Origin of the sequence: Acinetobacter sp. LF10 (genome assembly GCF_048585715.1) — a bacterium.
GTDB lineage: Bacteria > Pseudomonadota > Gammaproteobacteria > Pseudomonadales > Moraxellaceae > Acinetobacter.
Window position 1 is genome coordinate 1,730,128 of record NZ_CP184160.1, and the last position, 25,391, is coordinate 1,755,518.

At 38.0% G+C, this 25,391-nt stretch carries 22 protein-coding genes; 8 read left to right on the plus strand and 14 right to left on the minus strand.

Annotation, left to right across the window (positions count from 1 at the left end):
* Positions 1-168 precede the first annotated feature (168 nt).
* The 3 genes from ACN19N_RS08410 (at position 169) to ACN19N_RS08420 (ending at position 4,280) form a co-directional block, all read left to right on the plus strand.
* Positions 169-1,542 (plus strand): ABC1 kinase family protein, encoded by a 1,374-nt coding sequence (locus ACN19N_RS08410; protein WP_420001092.1) that lies wholly within the window; start codon positions 169-171, stop codon positions 1,540-1,542.
* A 236-nt stretch (positions 1,543-1,778) separates the two neighbouring features.
* Positions 1,779-3,065, plus strand: a complete 1,287-nt coding sequence (locus ACN19N_RS08415; RefSeq protein ID WP_420002370.1) for an acyl-CoA dehydrogenase family protein — start codon at positions 1,779-1,781, stop codon at positions 3,063-3,065.
* Between the two features lie 15 nt (positions 3,066-3,080).
* Positions 3,081-4,280, plus strand: coding sequence for an acyl-CoA dehydrogenase family protein (locus ACN19N_RS08420; RefSeq protein WP_269230328.1), 1,200 nt, complete (start codon positions 3,081-3,083; stop codon positions 4,278-4,280).
* A gap of 66 nt (positions 4,281-4,346) precedes the next feature.
* Here ACN19N_RS08420 and gorA read toward each other — a convergent pair whose 3' ends face one another.
* Both gorA and ACN19N_RS08430 read right to left on the minus strand, forming a co-directional pair.
* On the minus strand, positions 4,347-5,699 hold the full coding sequence (gene gorA, locus ACN19N_RS08425; protein WP_269230327.1) for a glutathione-disulfide reductase: 1,353 nt from the start codon (positions 5,697-5,699) through the stop codon (positions 4,347-4,349).
* Positions 5,700-5,854: 155 nt separating this feature from the next.
* Positions 5,855-7,099 (minus strand): alkane 1-monooxygenase, encoded by a 1,245-nt coding sequence (locus ACN19N_RS08430; protein ID WP_293743378.1) that lies wholly within the window; start codon positions 7,097-7,099, stop codon positions 5,855-5,857.
* A 190-nt stretch (positions 7,100-7,289) separates the two neighbouring features.
* Here ACN19N_RS08430 and ACN19N_RS08435 point away from each other — a divergent pair, with 190 nt between their 5' ends.
* Positions 7,290-8,222 (plus strand): AraC family transcriptional regulator, encoded by a 933-nt coding sequence (locus tag ACN19N_RS08435; protein WP_331276169.1) that lies wholly within the window; start codon positions 7,290-7,292, stop codon positions 8,220-8,222.
* A 46-nt stretch (positions 8,223-8,268) separates the two neighbouring features.
* Here the strand turns inward: ACN19N_RS08435 and lpxA are convergent, their stop codons facing one another.
* The 12 genes from lpxA to rimO all read right to left on the minus strand — a co-directional run bounded on the left by lpxA (position 8,269) and on the right by rimO (position 20,608).
* The gene (gene lpxA / locus ACN19N_RS08440; RefSeq protein WP_269230324.1) at positions 8,269-9,057 is read right to left on the minus strand and encodes an acyl-ACP--UDP-N-acetylglucosamine O-acyltransferase; all 789 of its coding nucleotides are present in this window, start codon (positions 9,055-9,057) and stop codon (positions 8,269-8,271) included.
* Positions 9,054-9,539: a 3-hydroxyacyl-ACP dehydratase FabZ gene (fabZ, locus tag ACN19N_RS08445; protein ID WP_420001093.1), complete on the minus strand. Its 486-nt coding sequence runs from the start codon at positions 9,537-9,539 to the stop codon at positions 9,054-9,056. The genes lpxA and fabZ overlap by 4 nt, the downstream gene beginning before the upstream one ends.
* Positions 9,540-9,545: 6 nt before the next feature.
* On the minus strand, positions 9,546-10,616 hold the full coding sequence (lpxD, locus tag ACN19N_RS08450; RefSeq protein ID WP_420001094.1) for a UDP-3-O-(3-hydroxymyristoyl)glucosamine N-acyltransferase: 1,071 nt from the start codon (positions 10,614-10,616) through the stop codon (positions 9,546-9,548).
* A 3-nt stretch (positions 10,617-10,619) separates the two neighbouring features.
* Positions 10,620-11,120, minus strand: a complete 501-nt coding sequence (locus tag ACN19N_RS08455; protein ID WP_269230322.1) for an OmpH family outer membrane protein — start codon at positions 11,118-11,120, stop codon at positions 10,620-10,622.
* A gap of 40 nt (positions 11,121-11,160) precedes the next feature.
* Entirely contained in the window at positions 11,161-13,674 is a 2,514-nt protein-coding gene (gene bamA / locus ACN19N_RS08460) for an outer membrane protein assembly factor BamA (RefSeq protein ID WP_420001095.1), read from the minus strand.
* Positions 13,675-13,710: 36 nt separating this feature from the next.
* Entirely contained in the window at positions 13,711-15,066 is a 1,356-nt protein-coding gene (gene rseP / locus ACN19N_RS08465; protein WP_269230320.1) for an RIP metalloprotease RseP, read from the minus strand.
* Positions 15,067-15,071: 5 nt separating this feature from the next.
* Positions 15,072-16,268 (minus strand): 1-deoxy-D-xylulose-5-phosphate reductoisomerase, encoded by a 1,197-nt coding sequence (gene ispC / locus ACN19N_RS08470; RefSeq protein ID WP_420001096.1) that lies wholly within the window; start codon positions 16,266-16,268, stop codon positions 15,072-15,074.
* Complete coding sequence (locus ACN19N_RS08475) at positions 16,269-17,096, minus strand: phosphatidate cytidylyltransferase (protein ID WP_420001097.1); 828 nt, start codon at positions 17,094-17,096, stop codon at positions 16,269-16,271.
* Positions 17,097-17,098: 2 nt separating this feature from the next.
* A complete protein-coding gene (gene uppS, locus ACN19N_RS08480; RefSeq protein WP_269230317.1) occupies positions 17,099-17,848 on the minus strand; it encodes a polyprenyl diphosphate synthase in 750 nt (249 codons plus the stop codon).
* 4 nt (positions 17,849-17,852) lie between these two features.
* Positions 17,853-18,407: a ribosome recycling factor gene (gene frr, locus ACN19N_RS08485; RefSeq protein ID WP_004662028.1), complete on the minus strand. Its 555-nt coding sequence runs from the start codon at positions 18,405-18,407 to the stop codon at positions 17,853-17,855.
* 77 nt (positions 18,408-18,484) lie between these two features.
* Positions 18,485-19,213: a UMP kinase gene (pyrH, locus tag ACN19N_RS08490; RefSeq protein WP_004662027.1), complete on the minus strand. Its 729-nt coding sequence runs from the start codon at positions 19,211-19,213 to the stop codon at positions 18,485-18,487.
* A gap of 51 nt (positions 19,214-19,264) precedes the next feature.
* Complete coding sequence (gene rimO, locus ACN19N_RS08495) at positions 19,265-20,608, minus strand: 30S ribosomal protein S12 methylthiotransferase RimO (protein ID WP_269230316.1); 1,344 nt, start codon at positions 20,606-20,608, stop codon at positions 19,265-19,267.
* A gap of 328 nt (positions 20,609-20,936) precedes the next feature.
* On the opposite strand from rimO, the gene glnL reads away from it, so the two are divergent.
* The 4 genes from glnL to argF all read left to right on the plus strand — a co-directional run bounded on the left by glnL (position 20,937) and on the right by argF (position 25,342).
* The gene (gene glnL, locus ACN19N_RS08500; protein ID WP_269230315.1) at positions 20,937-22,046 is read left to right on the plus strand and encodes a nitrogen regulation protein NR(II); all 1,110 of its coding nucleotides are present in this window, start codon (positions 20,937-20,939) and stop codon (positions 22,044-22,046) included.
* A complete protein-coding gene (glnG, locus tag ACN19N_RS08505; RefSeq protein WP_005216038.1) occupies positions 22,033-23,520 on the plus strand; it encodes a nitrogen regulation protein NR(I) in 1,488 nt (495 codons plus the stop codon). Before glnL ends, glnG begins: the two co-directional genes overlap by 14 nt.
* 147 nt (positions 23,521-23,667) lie before the next feature.
* Entirely contained in the window at positions 23,668-24,309 is a 642-nt protein-coding gene (locus ACN19N_RS08510; protein WP_004662020.1) for a TetR/AcrR family transcriptional regulator, read from the plus strand.
* Positions 24,310-24,421: 112 nt separating this feature from the next.
* Positions 24,422-25,342: an ornithine carbamoyltransferase gene (gene argF, locus ACN19N_RS08515; protein ID WP_004662017.1), complete on the plus strand. Its 921-nt coding sequence runs from the start codon at positions 24,422-24,424 to the stop codon at positions 25,340-25,342.
* Positions 25,343-25,391: the final 49 nt, after the last annotated feature.

Genomic DNA, 25,391 nt, shown 5'->3' on the forward strand with positions numbered 1-25,391 from the left:
TGAAATTTAAATTTTACTTAGGCTATTCTGATTTATTGACCTAATTCACAAATTTAGACTGATAATTCAAGAGATTGAACTATTTTAATACGTTCAAAAGCTGTAATATCCGCTACAATTTAAGTCTCGGCTTTCAACCCTCCGATTTCAGCATAGGATTTTTCTTTCATGTCAGATCAGAACGATAAGCTTAAGAATCTAAAAACCTCCTCTGTAGATCGTCGCTTATCTATTGCAAAAGCCTCTTTACTCGCTGGAACACGTTGGGCGACTGCTAGCGCTACTTCAATTTTTTCTAGTGAAGAAGAAAAAGAGAAAAAGCGTAAAAAAGCCATGGCTGAACAAGCTCATTATTTAGTTTCTGAAATAGGAAAACTAAAAGGATCTATCGTAAAGATTGGTCAAATGATGGCTTTATACGGCGAACATTTCTTACCTGAAGAAATTACACAAGCATTAAATACATTGAACAATCAAACTGTCGCACTTGCTTGGCCTGCAATCAAAGCGCATTTGCAAGAACAGTTAGGTTCAAAATTAGATGAACTCACGATTGATCATGAACCAATTGGTACAGCTTCACTTGCCCAAGTTCATCGTGCGACACGTAAATCAGATGGTTTAGAACTGGTTCTTAAAATTCAATACCCTGGTGTGGCGGAAGCAATTGATTCTGATATGAATCTATTTAAGAACATGCTTAAACTCACACGTATGGTGCCACAAACTCGTGAATTTGATCAGTGGTTTGATGAAGTTCGTGAAATGATGCATCGAGAAGTCGACTATGGCATCGAAGCCGCAACGACGCGTCGATTTGCTGATCGTTTAAAGAATGATCCACGCTATGTGGTACCAGAAATCGTAAATGAATTTTGCTCTAATAAAGTGTTGTGCATGACTTTCGAGCGCGGTGTACCAATCAATAGTCCGGTAATGCTTTCCCTCCCCCAAGAACGTCGTAACAAATTAGGCGAAGCTGCTCTGGAAATTGCAGTACGTGAATTATTTGAATGGGGTGAAATGCAAACTGATCCGAACTTTGGTAATTACCTTGTTCGTTTGGGCAACGGCGATGATGTAAAGGATAAAATCGTTTTACTTGATTTCGGGGCGATCCGTCAATTTGATGATAACTTACTTGCTGTAGCACGGAATCTTATTCATGCAGGTTATGACCATGATAAAACTGCAATGGTTAAAGCCATGACTGGTTATGAGTTTTTTGATGCAATGCCAGAAAGTATAAAACCAGGTATGGCAGACGTGTTCTTGATTGCAACGGAGGCTTTTAGTTGCCCAAGTAATAATCCGAATATGCCAGCTGGTATAATGGATGACCAAGACCGCTACGATTGGAAAAAAAGCCAACTCCATAGTCGTGTAATGCAACAAGCAGCACAATCAATGGCATCTCGTTATTTCTCTGTTCCACCAAAAGAATTTATGTTTATTAGCCGTAAGTTTATTGGTGCATATACGTTTATGACTGTGATCGAAGCAAAGACAAATGTACGAAAAATGATTCGTCAGTTTGCATAAGCGCTATACCTAAAGTCATTTTGACCAATCTGATTTGTCAGTTTGGTCAATTTTTTTAAAATTTATTTTTCTGATATTTCTTTTATTCATTTAAAAACAATAATATAAAATCTATGTACGAACCATTTTACCCTTTATCTTTCTTAATTTAGCACGTCAAACAAGACATAGTTTTTTTGACTAGAGCATGTCAGCATAATTTTACAACCATCCTCTAGGATAAAATCATGTCGAATATGATGAATAAAGCTCAAGGCTTTGGGCTATCTTTGATCACTAAAATCGCAGGAAGCGAAGTATTAGATCAACTCAAATTAAGAAAATTTGTAGAGAAATCATTATATCAAGGATCAAAAACAGGTTTTAAAGTACTGAATAAGACAAAAAAAGCTTTTAAACCGCAAGCAATTGATAAGCAACGCCTCCCGAATCAAGTTAATAAAAATTTGTTTGATCTCAGCCTTACTGAAGAACAGCAAATGACTGTCGATGCAATGTCTCAATTCGCTGAAGAAGTTTTATATACTTTAGCGCATGACGCTGATCATCAAGCACAATTCCCAGAACAACTTTGGCAACATTTGGTCGACTTAGGTTTGAACTACTATGCTTTACCTGAAGCATTAGGTGGTGTTGCCGCTGAACAAAATATTGTGAGTAATATATTAATCGCAGAAAGTTTAGCTAAAGGTGATTTCAGTTTAACAGCAGGTCTACTCAGCACATTTAGCGTTATTAATGCAATTACACGTTGGGGTTCAACACAAGTTCAATCGATGTATTTGCCTGTATTTGCTGAAGATACTGACGTTACCGCAACATTTGCATTTCAAGAAGCAACTCCTGCATTTAATCCATATCAGTTAAAAACAACTGCAACTGAAGCAAACGGTCAATTCTACATTACCGGTGAAAAAACCTTAGTTATCCTCGGTGACACTGCGGATGTATTCCTTGTAAGTGCTGAGTTTAATGGTCAACCTGATATTTTTGTTGTGCAGTCAAATCAAACGATTGCAATCAAAGCTAATCCAGCAATGGGATTAAAAGCAACTGAAACAGCAACACTTCAATTCAACCAAACTCCTGCTTTGCGTTTAGGCGATGCTGACTTTGATTACACTGCATTTGTCGACCTTGGAAACTTAATGTGGTGCGCCATGGCGATTGGTACAGGTGAAGCAATCAAAGCTTACTGTATTAAATATGCCAATGAACGTACTGCTTTTGGTGAACCTATCTCTCATCGTCAAAGTGTTGCTTTCATGATTGCCGATATGGCCATTGAAATTGATGCTATGCGTATGTTGGTTTTAAATGCGGCAAGCTTGGCTGAAGCAGGTAAACCTTTTCATCGTGAGGCCTATCTTGCTCGCTTACTTTGTGCCGAAAAATCAATGAAAATTGGTACAGATGGCGTACAAATCTTAGGTGGTCATGGTTTTACTAAAGAGCATCCTGTTGAACGTTGGTATCGTGATCTACGCGCGACCGCTATCTTACATTCTGGCTTACATGCGTAATTTTGGAGAAGAAGAATGAACTTACAAAATCCGAAAAAATTTAAAATGTTGGTTGATCAGGCGCATGAAACAGCATTGAATGTATTACGCCCTATTTCACGTAAATATGACAAAGCAGAACATGCATACCCTAAAGAACTCGATATGCTCGCTGCGCTATTAGATGGCATGAATGAAAGTGGCGAAGGTGTCGGTGCAGCCAATGCGAGTAAACGAGGGACAGCTAACCCAGATGCCATTGTGAATGGCGGTAACATGTCTGCGGCACTTGGTATTATTGAAATGTGTTATGGTGATACAGGCTTACTGCTCAGTATGCCACGTCAAGGCTTAGGCAACTCTGCCATTGCAGCAGTTGCGAATGATGAGCAACTTGAACGTTTCAAAGGTACTTGGGCTGCTATGGCAATTACCGAACCAGGATGTGGTTCAGACTCAGCAGCTATTCGTACAACCGCAACCAAAGATGGTGATGATTATATCCTTAATGGTGAAAAGATTTATGTCACTTCTGGTGATCGTGCAGACTCAGTTGTGGTTTGGGCAACACTAGATAAAAAACTTGGTCGTGCTGCTATTAAATCCTTTGTTGTACCTAAAGGTACGCAGGGTATGAAAGTTGAACGCTTAGAGCACAAACTGGGAATCAAAGCTTCTGACACAGCTGCTATAAGTTTTATTGACTGTCGTGTACCAGCAGCTAATTTATTAGGTAATCCAGAAATTGATGTTGCTAAAGGTTTTGCTGGTGTTATGGAAACTTTTGATAACACTCGTCCACTTGTTGCAGCCATGGCAATCGGTTGTGCAAAGGCATCTCTAGAACGTATTAAAGAAATTTTTAAAGATCAGCTTGATCCGGACTACAAAACGCCTTATTTGCAAACTTCGAATTTGGCTGCTCAAATCTATCGTATGGAAGCTGAGTGGGAAGCTGCTCGCCTACTTATGATTAAAGCCACATGGATGGCTGACAATAAAAAGCCTAATTCTAAAGAAGCTTCTATTGCTAAAGCAAAAGCTGGGCGTGTAGGTAATGAAATTACACTCAAATGCGTCGAATTAGCTGCAAGCGTGGGCTATGGTGAAGATGAGTTATTAGAAAAATGGGCACGTGACTCAAAAATCCTTGATATTTTTGAAGGTACACAACAGATTCAACAGCTCATCATTGCTCGTCGTGAATTGGGTAAATCTTCGAGTGAATTGAAATAAATACCCATTTAAACAAAAAATTTAAAAAGGACGTTATTTACGTCCTTTTTATTTTCATATAGCACGCTATCGCATCGTCACAAACTCTTCTGCTGAAGTAGGATGAATTGCAACAGTATTATCAAAGTCTTTTTTCGTCGCTCCCATTTTTAAAGCAACCGCAAAACCTTGCAGAATCTCATCCATGCCAAAACCGATACCGTGGATACCGACAATTTTTTCATTTTCACCCACACAGACTAGCTTCATTTTGGTCGGCTGACGATGTTGCGTAATGGCGCTATACATCGCAGTAAATGATGAATTATAAACTTTCACAGCTTGCTGACCATATTTCTCAATCGCTTCTTGCTCAGTTATCCCTACTATTCCAATCGGAGGATGGCTGAAAACAACCGTTGGTATATTATCGTAATCTAAATGCTCATCTGGCTTATGATTGAATAATCGCTCAGACAATTTACGACCCGCTGCAACTGCGACAGGTGTAAGCTCCATTTTCCCTGTAATATCTCCTACCGCATAAATGCCCGTTTGGGATGTATTCTGGAATTTATCGACTTGAATATATCCTCGATCATCGAGCTGTATATTGGCTTTTTCTAAATTCAAGCTCGCCGTATTTGGCTCTCTACCCGTTGCCCAAATCAAGCAATCGACCGTATGACTTTCGCCATTTTCTAAATGTAATATGACAGAGCCATCGGTATTCTTGGTGATTTCTTTAGGAACAGCTTGTGTATGTATAGTAATTCCATCTGTTTGCATCACTTCAACCAAAGTTTCACTCAAGAAAGAATCAAAACGTCGAACAGGTAAATCTTTACGAATAAATAATCCAACTTGTGAACCTAAAGCATTGAGTACCCCTGCCAACTCAACTGCAATATAACCAGAACCAATCACGGCAGTAGTTTTAGGTAAAGCCGTTAGTTCAAAGAAACCATTCGAATCAATCCCATATTCAACACCATCAATATTAGGTAATAATGGCTGTGTCCCTGTTGCAATCAAGATATGGTCTGCTGTGAATTTCTCACCGTTGACTTCGATAGTATTTTTATCAATAAAATGAGCCGCACCATGAATAAGATCAATCTTATTATTACTTAGGCTATTTTGATAAGATAGATGAATTCGTTCTATATAAGCTTGACGATTTTTGACCAGTGTCTGCCAATCGAAAGATTCAACTTTACTGTTAAAGCCATAATCAGGTCCATATTTTTGAATTGATTCAGCAATATGTGCTGCATACCACATGACTTTTTTAGGCACACAGCCGACATTGACACAGGTGCCACCTATTTCAGCTTTCTCAATGAGAGCACATTTTTTTCCATACATTGCAGCACGGTTAACTGATGCAATTCCACCACTACCACCACCAATCGCAATATAATCATAATGTTTTGTCATTACTGCCTCATAGAATCAATTACAAAATTATTTTATAAGTATTAGATATACAGCAACAAAGTTCTGAATCCTTATTTTGTTAAAGTTTTAATACAAGAAAATAAAAAAGCACTGAGGATAAATCATCAGTGCTCTACTTTTGGGAAAGTTTTAAGCTATTCGGCTGCCACAGCTTCTACTGAAGTTTCAACTAAAGATTGATCCACTACACCAAATTTCTTAAACAGTTTTGCACGACGTTTTGGATAGATATTGGCTTTATTCAAATCACCTTTGTAATGATCAAATACACGCTTATCCATCATTTTTGACCATAGTGGTGGAATTAATGCTGGTAATAACATGGTTGCATAACCACTAGGTAATTCTGGTGCTTCATCAAAATTGCGCAGTGCTTGGAATGGACGTGTTGGATAAGCGTGATGATCTGAATGACGCTGTAATTGATACAAGAATAAGTTGGTCACAATATTGTTATTGTTCCAGCTATGCTCTGGCATCGTACGTTCATATTTACCATTTTTATCTTTTTGACGTTTTAAACCATAATGTTCAATATAATTAATAATTTCAAACAAGCTAATACCGTAAAAAGCTTGAGTCGCTAAATACGGAATTACACCTTTACCAAATAATCCAATCATTGAACCATGAAAAGCAGCACTCATTCCCCAGCCTTGCAATAATTCATTTTCAGTTGACCAGAATTCTTTACCTTTACGTTTCAAACGATTAGTTTCAATTTCAATAGCAGATTTGAAAGAACCAATTACTGTACGTGGCCAGAACTCATAGAATGTTTCTCCCATTTGTGAAGATGCTGGATCTTCAGGTGTTGCAGCGCGTTTATGGTGTCCATACGGATGTTCTACACGGAAGTGATTATATCCTGTAGGTACAAGAGCAAGATGAGAAAGAATATGATCTATACGATCATGTTTATGGCTAAGTTCATGTGCAGTATTGATTGCGATACCATTGATCGCACCCATTGAAATACCCAATAGGATTTTATCGATAAACGAAGTTTCTTTACGACTACATAAATAACATGCGTAAAAATTAGCTGCATATTGTAATGGAAGAAAGCTTTTTACTAAGCGTGAATAATAGGGATCTTTTTCAAGTAGTTTAATATCTTCATCAGTTGGGTTATTTGCATCTTTTCCAATCAATGTGTCAATTGCTGGAATAACGATATGCAAAACAATTGGTCCACCTAATGCAAAGATTTTTTTTAATGGACGAGGTGCAAATTGATAACCTGCTAAAATACCAATGCCAATTGCAGGTAAAGCTGGGCTAATTGCCCATAAATAACGTTTACGATCCAATTCAGTTTTCGATTTTGGAATGCTTACTGGCGTACGTTCTTGCTCTACATTTACTGGTGCATTCATCATCTTATCCATGTCTTTGTATATATATGTATATTTTGATGAATTATGAGTTTCATGACAGTTGCAAGCGTCCAAAAAACCTATGTGAAAGTCTTTGGCATAATCTTCCATGTTTTTGTCCTAAAAACACATATTGAGTTATTGGGAGAGCTCTCTATAATTTACAATGAATACATAATTTAAAAATCATATGGATGCTTTAAGTAAAATATTTGCTGATATTCATTTAAACCATACGGAATATATCTACTTGAAAACTCAAGGAGAATGGAGTTTTACGTGCCAAGATCAAACAGCACTTATCGTATACATTGTTTTAGTTGGTTCTGTTTTCATTCAAATTGATTCACAAAATAGTTTAACTGCTCATGCTGGTGAAATTGTCCTAATTCCTTCTGGAACAGCACATACGGGTGCAGATAACTCCATCACAAAGCTTGTGAATGCAGTCAATATTTCAAAATTGTTTGATGGACATAAAGAGGATGCTATTGAATTCGGTACAGATTCGTCAGAGAAAAATCTTATTTTAACTGTTCGTTGTCAGATTGACACCATCATGGCACGCCCTTTTATTCAAGCGTTACCTTCAATCATTCATATTCAACACGGAGAAAATACAGCACCTGAATGGTTACAAATTGGTTTGCACTTTTTAGCATTAGAGACACAAAATATTCAGGCAGGTAGAGATATTATTATTGATCATCTTGTAAATATTTTATTGATCAAATGTATAAGAGATCATATTCAACAGATCTCAAATCAACATGGATGGCTAAGCGCTTTAAATCATCCTGAGCTCAGCAATAGCCTTGCTGCAATTCATAACCATCCTGAAGATGCATGGACAGTTGAAACCCTTGCAGAACAATGCTGTATGTCACGTTCAAAATTTGCAAGTTTATTTCATGAAGTGATCGGAGAATCCCCCTTGGCTTATCTACAACAACATCGTATGCGCTTAGCGAGCCAGTATTTACGTAAAAGTAATTATTCCATTCATCTGATTGCAAACAAAGTGGGCTACTCTTCCGAAACAGCTTTTAGTCAAGCATTTAAACGGACTTTTGAGTTATCACCCAAACAATACCGACAGCAATTTATCGAAGCAGAAAATTAGAAAATAAAAAAAGACACCTAAGTGTCTTTTTTTATTTTTGTAAATTTTAACGGACAATACCGCGTGTAGACTTTTCGAGTGAATCAATAAACAATTGTGCTTCAGGCGTCTTCGTCAGTATGTCGCTACGAATCTGCTCAATGGCTTGCTCAGTGGTTAAACCAGCCTTATAAATCAGCTTGTATGCTTCTCTTAAACCTTGAATCGTATCTCGAGTCCAACCTTTACGTCGCATGCCTTCAATATTCATACCGTAAGCATGTGCAGGATTACCAGATGCCATCACGTAAGCAGGAACGTCCTTAAGAATTAAAGATGCTCCACCAATCATGCTATATGAATCAATACGGCAGAACTGATGAATACCCGCATTACCACCTACAATAACATGATTACCTACATGGACATGACCCGCAACGCCCACATTATTGGCAAAAATATTGTGATCACCAATTACACAATCATGTGCAATATGAGTATTCACCATGAATAAGTTATGACTGCCAATTTTTGTTATTGCATTATCCTGAACCGTACCTCTATGCAAAGTACAATGTTCACGAATAAAGTTATTATCCCCAATTTCTAGCCATGTCTCTTCACCTTGATACTTTAAATCTTGGCAAATTTCACCGACACTCGAAAACTGAAAAATATCATTATTTTTTCCAATTTTCGTAAAACCGCCAATTACCACATGTGAACGTAATTTAGTCCCAGCATCAATCGTTACATTCGGACCAACAATACAATAAGGTCCAATTTGTACATCAGATGCAATTTCTGCAGATGGGTCAATAATTGCGGTTGTGTGAATTAGGTTTTGACTACTCATGTCTGCTCAATTTTTTGGTGGGAAATAATGATCTCTGCTGTTGCAGCGACAATACCGTCGACACTAGCCTTACAATTGTACTTGTAAATGCCACGTTTTTGCATCACTAGTTCTGATTTTAAGACAAGCTGGTCACCAGCAACAACTTGTTTCTTAAATCTTACTTTTTCTGCGCCAGCAAATAAGAACAATGATCCTTCTTTTGGCTTTTGATTGGTCAATACAAAGCCTAATATTCCTGAGACCTGTGCGAGAGCTTCAATAATCAACACACCCGGCATAATCGGGTATGTCGGGAAATGCCCTTGCAAAAACTCTTCATTAATAGAGACATTTTTATAGCCGACAATACTATTCTCAGTTATTTCTGTAACTCTATCAACAAGTAAAAAAGGATAACGATGCGGTAAATATTCACGAATCGTCAGAATATCCATGGGTAATGCAGGCATTGTAAATGCTGGAGATGTAGGCTCAGTCATAATAAATTATTTACGTAACTTAAAGGTTGATTCAAGGGACTCTAATTGAGCTTGCATATGATCAAGCCTTTTAGTGATTTGGGTCAATGGCACATCTGCTAATTGTCTAAGGCGTACAACAGTTCTTTTCCAGTGACTATTTTCAAATAGTCCAATTCCCGAAGAAAAGGTTCCCGCTTCAGAAATACTTTTTGTGACCATTGACATTCCAGTAAGCGTCACATTATTCGCAATATTTAAATGCCCTGCAACTGCACTGCCACCACCGATAATACAGTTTTTGCCAATTCGGACACTTCCAGCAATTGCCGTGTTTGCAGCGATGGCTGTATGTTGATCAATTTGAACATTGTGGGCAATTTGCACAAGGTTATCAATAATGACGCCATCTGCTAAAATTGTGTCATCTAATGCGCCACGATCAATACTACAATTTGAGCCAATACGGACATCATTACCGATTCTTACCGAACCGAGTTGAGCAATACGGTGCCATTTTCCTTGATAAGGTGCAAAACCAAAACCTTCTGATCCAATCACAGTATTCGCATGAATACGAACCCGATCTTTTAACTTTGCACCGCCCGTGATCGTGACATGCGCATCAATGAAACAGTCATTACCAATTTCAACTTCATCATCAATAAAAGCATGTGCTTGGATAATTGTATTATGTCCAATAACACAATGCTCACCAATGACAGCATAGTGCCCTATATAAGCATTATCAGCCACAATTGCAGAAGGATGAATTTGAGCAGTACTTTCGATACCTTTTCGAGAAATTTTCTTCTCAAATAAATGTGTAAGAGTTGCAAAAGCGAGATAAGGATTTTCTACAATGATAAAATTTTGCTTCGATGATAATTGTTGTTTTAATGCAGTTGTTACAATATAAACACCTGCTTCGCTTGCTTCAGCTTGTGCTAAATATTTTTCACCATTTACAAAACAAATGTGATGATTTTGTGCCTGTTCCAAACTAGACAAATTAGAAATTTTAAAATCTTTATCACCAAAAAGCTCACCTTTTACAAGATGAGCTATTTCTTCTAAACGATAACTACGTCTATTCATTGATTATTTCAGTGCGTTAACCTTTTGGATCATTTTATCAGTTAAATCATACTGAGCGTCAGAGGCAATTGTTGAATTTTTATTCAAAATAAGATCTAAATTATTTTCTTTTCTTAATTGCTCAGCTGCTTGCTTCACTTTTCCTTCAAATGCAGTGTTCATTGACTGCAATGAAGACTGTACTTTAGTCTGTAAGCCCTGTTGGGTTGTATTGAACTCATTTAACTTAGCTTGATACAGCGCAGTCATTTTCTGAATATCAGCTTGATTCATCTTAGGACCATCAGTTTGCGCTTTTTGCTGCATAGTTTCTAATTCTTTGCCTAATTGTTCTAATCTCGTCGATGTTGGTTTAACTGATTGACCAAGAGCAGCATTTTGTTGTTTAAGATATGTGCTACTTTCAACTACGCGAGTTAGATCAACAACACCTATACCAGCAGCATTCGTCATAGCAGAAACCGTTAAACCTAAGCCTAACATCAACATCGTTAATTTTTTCATTATTTCGTCCTTTTATATTTTAAGAGTTTAAGGGCCGTACTTAGAAAGTACGACCAATTTCGAATTGAATAGATTTGGTATTATCACCACTCTTATCATTAAGTGGATAAGCATAACTTAATGATAATGGACCAATCATCGTAATCCACGTAAAACCAGCGCCAACGCTATAACGCATATTGCCAAAATCGAACTTGTAGTTATCATTACAATATTGTTTGATATCAACAGTACTAGCACCTACTAATATATTACCCTTTGGTACATTACATTGCGTATCAAATACCTGAGCACCCTCGGCAAAAAGTACAGGTCGAACTTGACGTGTCCAATCTCCTTTGAATGGTAAAGGTAATGCTAACTCTGTTCCAAATTGAACCAAGGCATTCCCACCAACTTCTTCTGGGCTCGGGTCATTTTTACCAGTTGCTTGGAAAATCACACTTGGGTATTTAGGTCCCAGTGAGCTATTGTCATAACCACGAACAGATCCATAACCACCCGCATAGAAGTTTTTATAGAATGGTAGGTCATTACCATAACCTAACTTACCATAGCCTCTAAGTACAAATCCCATCGGCAATGATTTGAATGCCTGAGCATCATAAGTCATTTTTTGGTAGTCAACGTCACTACCTGGAAGCCCTACCTCTAGACCCACACGATGAGACATACCTGAAGTTGGGAAAAGTGGTCTGTTCAAGGTGTTATAAGACCAACCTAAATTCAAAGTATAAGTTAGGAAACTACCTTCGAAAGCACTATTATAAGTAATCTCGCCACCCGGTTTACATTTACCTGTATAGTTACCATCTAAATCTTTATCTAATTGGTCTTCAGGACAATAAGTGTTCTGTGCTGTTGCTTTACCACCATTTGCCAACAAATAATCACGAATGTATGTTGATACGCTTGGACCTGTTCTTACCTTAGTTTGATCGATACCCAAAGATGCACTCACACTTTGGTTTTCATCAATTGGGTAGCCGAAACTTAAACTACCACCAACGCTATCAGTAACATAGTTATTAACGTTATAGTTCTCACTTAACTTCGTTTTTCGATAATAAACGTTGTAACCACGACTAACACCATCAATAGTAAAATATGGATCCGTCACACTTAAGTTATAATAGTCTTGTGTTTCGGAACGAGATAAATCAATCGCAACACGGTTCCCAGTACCCATAAAGTTGGTTTGACTTAAACCTGCTTGGAAAGTAATACCACCATTCTGAGAATAACCTACTGCTAATGTCGTTGTGCCAGAATGTTGCTCTTCAACATCTACATTTAAATCAACTTGGTCTGGAGAATTAGGTACGCGAACAGGTTTTACATCAACAGTTTTAAAGAAACCTGTGCGTTCTAAACGCACTTTTGATAAATCAATTTTTTCATTGCTCGCTAAAGCACCTTCCATTTGACGCATTTCACGACGTAATACTTCATCCGCTGTTTTACTATTTCCAGTAAAGTTAATACGACGAACAGTGACTTGCTGACCAGGATTAATGTAATAATTGAGGTTTACGATACCAGTTTGATTGTTAATTTCAGGTACAACATTCACTTCAGCATAGTAATAACCTGCATTACCATATTTACGAAGTAGTAATTGCTTCACCGCATTTACTTTTTCTTGTGAATAAGTTTCACCATCTTTATATAGTTTTAGTGCTTTTAATTCTTCAGGTTTATAGAGTGCATCGCCTAAGAATTTGGTTTCACCAAACTTAAACTGACCGCCTTCATCAACTGAGACCTCAATGAAAATGTGTTTTTTATCTTCACTGATGTTGAGTTGTGAATTGATAATATTAAAGTTGATATAACCTTTATTCAGATATAAAGCACGTAATGCTTCTAAGCTTGCTGCCATTTTTTCACGTGCATAGCGATCATTACGTGTAACAATCGAAGCCCAACCGCTTTCTTTAACTGCAAAAGCCTGCTTAATGTCACTATCACTAAATACAGTATTACCAATGATATTAATATCAAAAACTTTTGCAGCCGTACCTTCATTAAAATTAAGCTTGAGCTCAACACGGTTATTTGGACGAGCAATGGTATCAACCGTTACATCAGCATCATAACGACCTTGTTGAGTATATTGCTGCTCAAGTTCAGTCTCAATGATCTGCAATGCTGACTTCTTAAAGACTTCGCCCTCTGCAATCCCCATTTTCTTTAAGCCCTGCTCTAAGGCTTCTTTAGGAATCAGCTTATTACCTTTAAACTCCAATTTAGAAATAATTGGACGCTCAACAACTTTAAAAACCAATACGTTTTTTTCTTTATAGGCTTTAATGTCATCAAATAGACCTGAAGCATATAAAGTACGGATCGCCTCAGCAATCACAGGATCACTTACTCTATCGCCACTATTTATTGGTAACATAGAATAGATACTTGCAGGTGTTAAACGCACGAGGCCATCAATTCGTATATCTTGTGCAAGAAACTCATCTGCTGCGTATGCTTGTTGTACCACTGCCATCGCACTAACCAGTGCCAAAGGCATTAATAAATGTGTGTGACGCATGCCCATATATTTTCCAGTAAGTTAAATTCCGTTTGCGTTTTTTTATAAACGCATGAAGTCGTTAAATAAAGCCAAAAGCATCATGCTACCGAGCAGTACCATACCAACTTTTAGACCAAACATTTGTATTTGTTCGGAAACAGGTTTACCACGAATTGCTTCGATAAAGTAATAAACTAAGTGACCACCATCAAGCATTGGAATTGGTAATAAATTTAGGATACCCAGACTTACACTCATCAACGCCATAAAAGAAATAAAGGTTTGCCACCCCATTTCAGCACTCTGTCCTGCAACTTTTGCAATCGTAATAGGACCTGATAAGTTATCCAATCCAATTAGTCCACGTACCATTTTAGTAATCGAACTAAAAATCATACCTGACAATTGTGTTGTTTTTTCAACAGCGACACCTAATGCTTCAACAGGTGAATACTGAATGGTTTGTTTGTATTCATTGGGAATCGTGATTTTACCCGCATCACTTTTCACTCCAAGAACACCACTCATATTACCCATATTGTCACGTTGACCTTGCGGCATCACCTGTAAATGTACAAGTTGACCTTGACGTATTACATCAATATTCAAAAGTTTTTCAGGTGAATTTTGCACAACATTCACAACATCAAACCAATCTTTCATTGCAACACTATCAATTGCGACGATGCGATCACCCACTTTCATACCTTGGCGTATTGCAGCACCATCTGGGCTCAATTCCTTTACAGTCGCTGATATAAATGGACGATAAGGTAAGAAACCTAATACATCTAATGGAGATTGGCTTTGATCTTTTAAAAAGTCTTTAATTGGCAAATTGTATTGTTTTTCAGTTCCCGCACGATCAACAACAATCGAAACTTGACCAGTCTCTCCAACGCGATTAACCAAAGCGTAATTCAGTTTTTCCCATGTTGCAGTTGTTTGACCATCCACCATCACCACTTTATCGCCAACATGTAAATCGACTTGGGCAGCAGGTGTATTTGGCATGATTTTGCCAATACGGGTATTGAGCTGTTCTTGGGCTGGTAAAAACAAAATCCAAAATAATAAAACTGCAAAAATAAGATTAATCAACGGTCCAGCAGCAACAATTGCGATACGCTTCCATGGAGATTGTCGGTTGAATGCATAAGGTAAATCTTGCTCAGCAACATTACCTTCACGTTCATCCAGCATTTTAACGTAACCACCAAGCGGCAATGCTGAAAGCTGGTATTGTATACCTGATTTTTTCGATTGCCATTTAAGCAAAGTCGGTCCAAAGCCAATAGAATAGACTAAAACCTTAACGCCTAATTTACGCGCGACCCAATAATGACCAAACTCATGAATCGCAATCAGAGGGCCTAATAATAAAATCGCTGCAACAATCATAAATAGTGCGCTCATACGATTTAACCCCCTATACCTACGATGTACTTCTCTGCGATACCTCTTGCGATCATATCAGTCTGCAAGATGATGTCTATGCTTTCTGCTTTAGCATTTTGTACAACTTGTAAAGTATGCTCGACCACTTGCGTAATTTCAGTAAATCGAATTTGTCCTTTTAAAAATGCAGCAACCGCGATCTCATTGGCAGCATTCAAAATTGTAGGTGCTAACCCACCCGCACGCATGGCTTGACGAGCTAAATTTAAAGCTGGGAATTTAATATCATCAGGTGCCTGAAAATTTAATTGAGCTGTTTCGAACAGATTTAAAGCAGGAACATCCGTCATTAAGCGTTGCGGCCATGCTAATGCGTGCGCAATTGGCGTACACATGTCTGGGTTACCCATTTGTGCCAAAGTTGATCCATCCACATATTGCACCATGGAATGAATAATACTTTGTGGATGAACAACAACTGTAACAAAATGTTCTGATATTGAAAACAAATGACACGCTTCGATCAATTCCAAACCTTTATTCATCAAAGTCGCTGAATCTACCGAAATTTTTTGCCCCATAGACCAATTTGGATGCTTACAAGCCTGTTGAGGCGTTACATCATGTAATTGTTCTAAAGAATGATTAAGAAATGGACCACCAGAAGCTGTCAATAAAACCTGAGACACACCAAGTTGTGGCTCACCTGTTCTCTCAATCTGTAAATAATTGTGTGGTAATGACTGAAAGATCGCATTATGCTCTGAATCGACAGGAAGCAATAAAGCATTATGATCACGTGCTGCCTGCATCATGATGTCACCTGACATCACCAAGGCTTCCTTGTTTGCAAGTAACACACGTTTGCCTGCTTTGACTGCGGCAAGTGTTGGTAATAAGCCAGCAGCACCGACGATTGCAGCCATAACAATATCAACTGCATCATGTTCAGCAATCGCTATCAAACCTGCTTCATCTGTTAAAATTTCAATATTTTTTAGATTTTCTTGATTTAAACGTTGTTCTAGTTCTAATGCTTTTATTTTCGGAACAACCACTATTTTAGGGCTGTATTTTTTACATATTTCTACCAGTTCATCTAAACGACTATATGCAGAAACCGCATAAACAGAGTATTGGTCTGGGTGTCGTGCCAATACTTTTAAGGTACTTTGCCCAATTGAACCCGTAACACCCAATATACAAACAGCTTGTGTCATTTATAGATCTACACCAATAAGTTTTACTAATACATACATACCAGTTGCAAAAATAGGCGCGGCAGCAAGAAGTGAATCAATTCGATCTAGTACTCCACCATGCCCTGGAAGTACACGCCCTGAGTCTTTAATGCCTGCACGACGTTTGATCATCGACTCAAATAAGTCACCTAATACAGATGCAAAAACAGTAATAATGGAAAGAATTAAGAACAAAATAAGCTGGATTGTCGTTAAATTTAAATAGAAGTATTGTATAACCAACATAATCACAACTGTTGTTGCAATACCACCATACAATCCTTCAACTGATTTATTCGGGCTTACTGTAGGAGCAAGTTTTCTTTTACCAAATTTACGACCAACAAAATATGCGCCACTATCTGCCCCCCAAACTAACAAGAACAAATACATCAGCCACCAAGGTGAGCTATGCCAAACCGTATAAAGCGCAGTCACTGCTGCAGAAATTAGAATAAAACCAATAACATACAATGATACATTGTACCAACTATCTGATTCTGGAAAGCTTTTAACCCAGTAAATACTCCCTAGCCACGTAAGAATAGATGCTGCCCATAACAACAATGCAACATCATTAAAAAATAAAGCGAGTATTGAAACCGATGCTACACATATACCATATATCCAAGCCTTAGGTTTTGAAACAATGGCTTCTTTATGAGGCATAAGCTTAAACCACTCATAGCCTGCAACCCCAGCTGCTAAAATCATAAGCACAAACATTGGATAATGTGATTGCGTCGCAAACATGCAACTTAAAACAACAGCAACTAACACCAATGCGGTAATAATCCGCTCTAACATTATTAATTCTCTATTTTCGCTTGTTGAATCTGTTCTGTCGTCTTACCGAAACGTCGTTCACGTCCTGAAAAAACACGAAATGCGTAATCCAATTCTTCGACCTTAAACTCTGGCCATAAAGTTTCTGTAAAGTACAATTCTGCATACGCAGCTTGCCACAATAAGAAATTTGAAAGGCGATAATCCCCCCCTGTACGAATTAATAAATCCACAGCAGGTAGGTCATTTAGACTGACATATTTATCAAATAAATCAACATTTATATGATTTGTTTGAACTTTTCCAGCAAGAACATCTTGAGCAATACATTTTGCAGCATTCGCCATGTCCCACATACCACCATAGCTAATCGCAATACTTAAGGTCATGGAATCAAAGGCAGCTGTTTTTTGTTCTGCATATCGCATTAAATCACTTAAATGATCTGAGAGGCGCGATCGGTCACCAATAAAACGTAGAGCAATATTAAACTTTTCCATACGAGGAAGCTGCTCATGAATCGTATCTTCTAACAACTTCATGAGTAAATCGACTTCATATTGTGGTCGATTCCAGTTTTCACTTGAAAATGCAAAAACCGTTAATGCTTTTACGCCGACACTTTTACAATGCTCGACAATCGGATCCAAGACATTTTTGCCTTCACGATGCCCATCACCTTTTTGCATTTGCATCTTTTTGGCAAAGCGATTGTTGCCATCCATAATGATGGCAACATGCTGAGGAAGAAGTTGATCTTCTTGCAAGGTCATAAAGTTAGACCTTCATTAATTCAGCTTCTTTCGCAGCCAAGCGCTTTTCTACTTCAGCAACGAATTTATCCGTAATTTTCTGAATATCCTCTGATGCACGGCGATCATCATCTTCAGAAATTTCTTTTTCTTTCAACAATGCTTTGATATCACCTAATACATCACGACGAATGTTTCGAATTGCAACTTTGGCATTCTCAGCTTCAGTACGTGCAACTTTTTGCATATCGCGACGTGTTTCTTCAGTCAATGCAGCCATCGGTACACGAATTGCGTCTGCTGTAATAGGATTTAATCCTAAACCAGCTTCACGAATTGCTTTATCAATTGCTGAAACCATTGAGCGCTCAAATGGTTGTACTAAGAGTGTACGTGAGTCTTCAAGTCCTACGTTTGCAACTTGGTTTAATGGAACATCAGAACCATAGTAAGGAACCATCACACCATTTAAAATAGATGGATGCGCACGTCCAGTACGAACTTTTGCAAAACCTTGCTCCAAAGAGTCAAGTGTTTTATTCATACGCAATTCGCTATCTTTTTTGAGATCGTTAATCATATGATCTTCCTTACTTATTCATTAGGTATTACAAAATATTTAGACATTAGTATAAAGCGCTTTATGGCTCACGTACATTAATTCGTAACGTGAGTACCCTCTTTTTCACCCATTACAACAGAAAGTAAAGCACCCGATTTATTCATATCGAATACTTGTAATGGGACATTATGATCACGGCATAAGCAAATTGCTGTAAGATCCATTACACCCAACTTTTCATCAAGTACTTGATCGAAAGTTAAATTATCATACTTAACTGCATCATCATATTTACTTGGATCTTTATTATAAACACCATCAACTTTAGTTGCTTTTAAGATGAGGTTTGCTTCAATTTCAATACCACGTAAGCAAGCAGCTGTATCTGTGGTAAAGAATGGATTACCTGTACCCGCAACAAATACACAAACTTCACCTTGGCTTAGGTGGCGAATTGCATCACGACTTGAGTAAGATTCAACAACCGTGCCAATTGGAAGTGCAGACATTAAACGTGTTTTGATATTACGGCGCACTAATGCATCACGCATTGCCAAACCATTCATTACAGTTGCCAACATCCCCATTTGGTCACCTGTTACGCGACCTACAAGACCATCTTTTTGTAACTGACTACCACGATATAAGTTACCGCCACCAACAACGATACCAACCTGCACACCTAAACCAACCAAGTGCGCAATTGAAAGTGACATCTGATCTAATACTTGGGCATCGATACCCATATCTTTATTGCCTGCTAAAGCTTCACCAGAAAGCTTTAGCAAGATTCGTGCATAACGTGGATTTTTAGAAGCTGACATACCTTTACTCCAAACCGACTAATCTCAAAATTTCTTCAATTTAATTCAATATCAAGCTGATTTAATCTGAATCAACTTAGCAAATAAATCATATTCATCTGCATCCGTGATTTCGACTTCGAGTAAATCACCCGCTTTAATCACACTCTTATCAATATCTTCAACAAATACGTTGCCATCGATTTCTGGTGCATCTGCATATGAACGCGCAACAGCAACTGGAAATTCTTCTTCCAAGCTATCAACCAATACTGTCATCGTCTGACCAATACGCTTTTGTAGTTTTGCAGCAGAAATCGCTTGCTGAACTTCCATGAAACGCTCATAACGATCTTGCTTGATCTCTTCTGGCACATGATCAGGAAGATCATTTGCAGTCGCGCCCTCTACTGGTGAATAAGTAAAACAGCCCACCCGATCTAATTGGGCTTCTTTTAACCATTCCAATAGAGTTTGGAAATCTTCTTCAGTTTCACCAGGGAAACCCACAACAAAAGTTGAGCGAATCACCAATTCAGGGCATTTTTCACGCCACAATTTCAGACGCTCTAATGTATTTTCACTATGAGCTGGTCGCTTCATCAATTTTAAGATGCGCGGACTGGCATGCTGAAAAGGAATATCTAAATATGGCAGGATTTTTCCTTGTGCCATTAGGTCAATGACTGCATCGACATGTGGGTAAGGATAGACATAATGTAAACGCACCCAAATACCAAGCTGACCAAGTGCTTCACACATATCATAGAACTTAGTTTTTACAGGTTGACCATTCCAAAAGTCCAACTTGTATTTGGTATCGACACCATAAGCAGAAGTATCTTGAGAAATAACCAATACTTCTTTTACACCAGCGCGTTTTAATGCTGCTGCTTCATCTAACACACTACCTACAGGACGAGAAACTAAATCACCACGCATACTTGGAATAATGCAGAAAGTACAACGATGGTTACAGCCTTCTGATATTTTTAAATAAGCATAATGTTTTGGTGTTAAACGCACACCTTGTTCTGGGACTAGATCAATAAATGGGTTATGTTTTGGAGGAGCTGGTACATATTCATGTACAGCTTCCATTACATCTTGATAAGCTGCCGCCCCTGTAACTTTAAGCACATTTGGGTGCATTTGACGAATTTTATCTTCATCTTTACCTAAGCAACCTGTAACGATCACACGACCGTTCTCGCTCATGGCTTCGCCAATGGCATCTAAAGACTCTTGCACTGCAGATTCAATAAAACCACAAGTATTAACAACAACCAAATCTGCACCGTCATAATCTGATGCAACTTGATAACCTTCAGTCTTTAACTGAGTTAAAATTCGTTCAGAATCTACCAATGCCTTAGGACAACCTAAAGATACAAAACCGACTTTGGGGGTCTTCATGAATCTGCGCTCCACTTGAATCGGCGTATTGTATGACTTTTCTTTGCTGCCGCATAGCTACAAAGCCATCTCTTTGTGTAATGCACCAAAATACAACCAAAATTTTAAACAAACCCCAACAACGCACCATTTTAAAGCATGATAAAATATTGAAATAACTCAATCTATGTGAAAAATACAGCATAAACTCATTATTTATGAATTAAGTTATTGAATATTAGCCAATACAAAGTTGGCTTGCATTTTGCATTAAATACATTTCAGAAGTTAATGGCTATTCATCTACATTGATATTTATTGCGCCATTTTAAAACAGGACGATTCACAAATGGATCAACATAACACTATCGACTATCGACTGCTCGTAGATAATCTGACCACTGCCATATTATTGGTCGATAGTAATCTTAATATTTTTTATTTAAATTCGGCTTGTGAAGCATTATTCGATGTTAGTTTACTTCGCGCGTCAGGCCAACCAGTGCTCAATCTGCTTCATGCACATGATGATGCATTTAATACACATGAAGCTTTATTAAATACATTAGAAAGCGGACAACATTACACACGTCGCGAAGCTGTAATTAATGTGAACTTTAAACCAATCCATGTGGATTATACGGTCTCACAATTAAATGCAGGTAAAAGTTATCACCCACTTTTATTAATCGAACTGAATCCAATTGATCGAATGTTGAAAATTTCTAAAGAAGAAAATTTAGTACAACAACATCAAGTCGCGCGCCAATTGGTCCGTGGCGTGGCACATGAAATTAAAAATCCTTTAGCGGGCATTCGTGGTGCAACACAATTACTTGCTCGCAGCTTAAATGATGAAAGCTATCGTGAGTTTACCGACATTATTATTAGTGAAGTCGATCGCCTAACCAATCTAGCAGATACCATGCTTGGTTCACGTCAATTACCAAGCTACGAGCTGGTTAATGTTCATGAACCTTTAGAGCGCGTTCGTTCACTTATTGTGAATCAAACGAAGAAAAAAATTAAGATTACCCGCGATTACGACCTATCTTTACCTGATGTGATGGCTGACCGTGATCAACTGATTCAAGTTATGCTCAATATCAGCGTAAATGCTGTGCAAGCAATGACTGAAAATAAAGATTTTTTTGTCGATTCAGAACCAGAGCTGATTTTAAGAACGCGCATTCAACGCTTAGTGACAATTAACGGTGTTCTGAATCGCTCATCGATAAGAATTGATATTGAAGACAATGGACCAGGTGTTCCAGAAAGCATATTAGAGTCTGTATTTTACCCGCTTGTTACTGGACGAGCAAAAGGTACAGGACTTGGCCTCAGTATCGCGCAAAACATTATGCATCAACACAACGGAATGATCGAATGTCAGTCCGTTCCAGGAAAAACCATATTTAGCTTATATTTACCTTGGGAGTTAGACCGTGTCACGAAATAAAATTTGGGTAATAGATGATGATCGTGCCATGCGTTGGGTACTCGAAAAAACTTTTAAAGAAGAAGGTTTTGACGTCACCAACTTTGAAGAAGCACAAACAGCGCTAGAACGTTTGCATGATGCTGCACCCGATGTCATTTTGACAGATATTCGCATGCCTGGAATTGATGGCTTAACTTTCTTATCTAAAGTTAAAAACACACATCCAGATCTACCTGTCATCATCATGACAGCACATTCTGATTTAGAATCTGCTGTCTCGAGTTACCAAACTGGTGCATTTGAGTATTTACCAAAACCATTTGATATCGATGAAGCTTTAGCATTAGTGAATCGTGCTATTTTGCACATCAATAAATTGCAACAACAAGAAGCAACCAAAGCCACGACGCCTTTACAATCAACCGAAATCATTGGTGAATCACCTGCAATGCAGGAAGTATTCCGTGCAATTGGACGTTTATCTCAATCCCATATCACGGTATTGATTAATGGTGAATCTGGTACAGGTAAAGAACTTGTTGCACATGCATTACACAAACATTCGCCTCGTCGTGCTAAACCATTTATTGCACTCAATATGGCTGCCATTCCAAAAGACTTAATTGAAACTGAGTTATTTGGGCATGAGAAAGGCGCGTTTACAGGTGCAAATACTCAGCATCAAGGTCGCTTTGAGCAAGCCAACGGCGGTACATTATTTCTTGATGAAATTGGTGATATGCCTTTTGAAACACAAACACGCTTACTTCGCGTCCTTGCTGATGGCGAGTTCTACCGTGTTGGGGGACACATTCCAGTTAAAGTTGATGTCCGAATTGTAGCCGCAACTCACCAAGACTTAGAGAAGTTGGTGAATGAAGGTCGTTTCCGTGAGGACTTGTACCATCGCCTTAATGTCATTCGCATTCATATTCCGAAACTTGCTCATCGTAGCGAAGATATTCCTATGCTTGCGCAACATTTCTTGGCGCGTGCAGGTAAAGAATTAGGTGTTAGTCCTAAAATCTTACGTACAGAAACAACTGACTATATGCAGCAACTCCCTTGGCCAGGTAACGTTCGTCAATTAGAAAATACTTGTCGTTGGTTAACAGTAATGATTACTGGACGTGAAGTCTATCCAGAAGATCTACCTGCTGAGCTAAAACAAGTTGCTATACAAAAGTCGACAAATGACGCATCAGCTACAAGCCCAGCTTTAGTTGAAAGAATTGCTGTACATCATTGGGATGAGCTACTAGCTCAATGGGCAATTCAAAAATTAAAAAATGGCGAAATGAAAATTTTAGATATCGCAACACCAATGTTTGAGCGCACTTTGATTAATGCAGCCCTTCAACAAACACGTGGTCGCAAACGCCATGCAGCAGAGCTTTTAGGTTGGGGCCGTAACACGCTTACTCGCAAACTTAAAGAGCTTGGCATGGATTCAACAGACGATGATGAAGACGATGAAGTGCGTTCAGCATAAATCATAAATAGTCCATAAAAGCGAGTAATGATCACATTACTCGCTTTTTTACATTGAGATGTTTAGATACATGATCCAATGCCATAGCCATACAATACATATGGTTTTTGCTATAATAAAATATTCCCTCAACGCTCATTGAATATAATGACTGATATTTGTTACCCAAGTTGCGAACAACCTCAAACTCGTCGTGGTCAAGAACGTCGCCTTGCCTTATTACTATGTGCAACCGATTTATTTCTTGAAAAAGGTTATGATGCGGTTTCCTTGGATGATATTGTCAATCATGCAGGTGGCTCAAAAGCTTCTATTTATAAATATTTTGGCAACAAAGAAGGGCTTTTTACTGCGATTTGTGATTATCGTCGTGAGGTGTTTTTTAAAGGTGTTTGTTTTCCATACACTTCGGAACAAAATAATTTAAGAACATACCTTGTACAAACATTACAACGCTTTTATCAACATATTATTCAACCTGAAAATATTGCCTTTATGCGTATGTTCACAGAGCAAACTCAAAAAGATATACAATTAGCGCACTATTTTTATGACCAATGTGCTTTAAATATACAGAATACGATTGCATTTGCTTTAGGTCAGGCACACGACCTCAATGAAATATACTGCTCTAACCCTCATTTCTCTGCCATGATGTATTTCGGAATTCTACGTGATGTTGAGTGGCGACTTTTAATGGGTTTAGAAGTATCAGCAAATGACGCTGAAATAACTGATTATATTAATTATTCCGTTGATTTATTCTTAAAAGCTCATCAAAAAGTCTAATTCTTTTGCATTTTTTAGGTGGTGTAGTATAGTAGTCAATTCCTTTTTTATCACCACCCATTAAATAACAATTAATTATTGTTTTTATTCAATAATTATTGTGGGAGTAACTATGGCGCTTCGGCATTTCCTGACTTTACGAGACCTTTCAACTTTAGAGTTGCAACGCATTTTAGACCGTGCTCAAGAATTGAAACGCATGCAACATGCAAATACGGTTTTTCAACCATTTGTAGGTAAAGTCTTAGGAATGATTTTTGAGAAATCGAGTACACGTACACGTATTTCTTTTGAAGCTGGCATTTGCCAATTTGGCGGTAACGCGATTTTCCTTTCTCCACGAGATACTCAATTAGGTCGTGGTGAGCCAATTGAGGATTCAGCACGTGTCATTTCAAGCATGCTTGATATCGTGATGATTCGTACTTTTGGCCATGATATTGTTGAACGTTTTGCTTCTTATTCGAAAGTTCCTGTCATTAATGGATTAACGGATGACCACCATCCATGTCAATTACTTGCTGACTTACAAACCTTTCAAGAACACCGTGGAAGCATCAAAGGTAAAACGGTTGCTTGGATTGGCGATGGCAACAATATGTGTAATTCATACATTGAAGCAGCACATATGATGGGTTTTAAACTCAAAATTGCTGCACCTGAAGGTTACGAACCAAAACCTGAGTTTTTAACTGAATTTGCCGATTGTGTAGAAGTGTTCAATAAAGCTGAGGATGCTGCGGTTAATGCTGACTTGATCGTAACTGATGTATGGGCAAGCATGGGGCAAGAAGAAGAACAAAAACTTCGTGAAAAAGCATTTGCTGATTTCCAAGTGAATGAAAAATTAATGGATCTGGCTCATCCAGATTGTTTATTTATGCATTGCTTACCCGCACACCGTGGCGAAGAAATTTCTGAACACATGCTGGATCATAAAAATGCTGTTGTTTGGGATGAAGCAGAGAATCGCTTACATGCTCAAAAGGCATTAATGGAATTCTTATTAAATGAGAATTTGAAAAAAGACTAAATAGCTAAAGAAAACAGCATCATCATGATGCTGTTTTTATTTTTGCGAT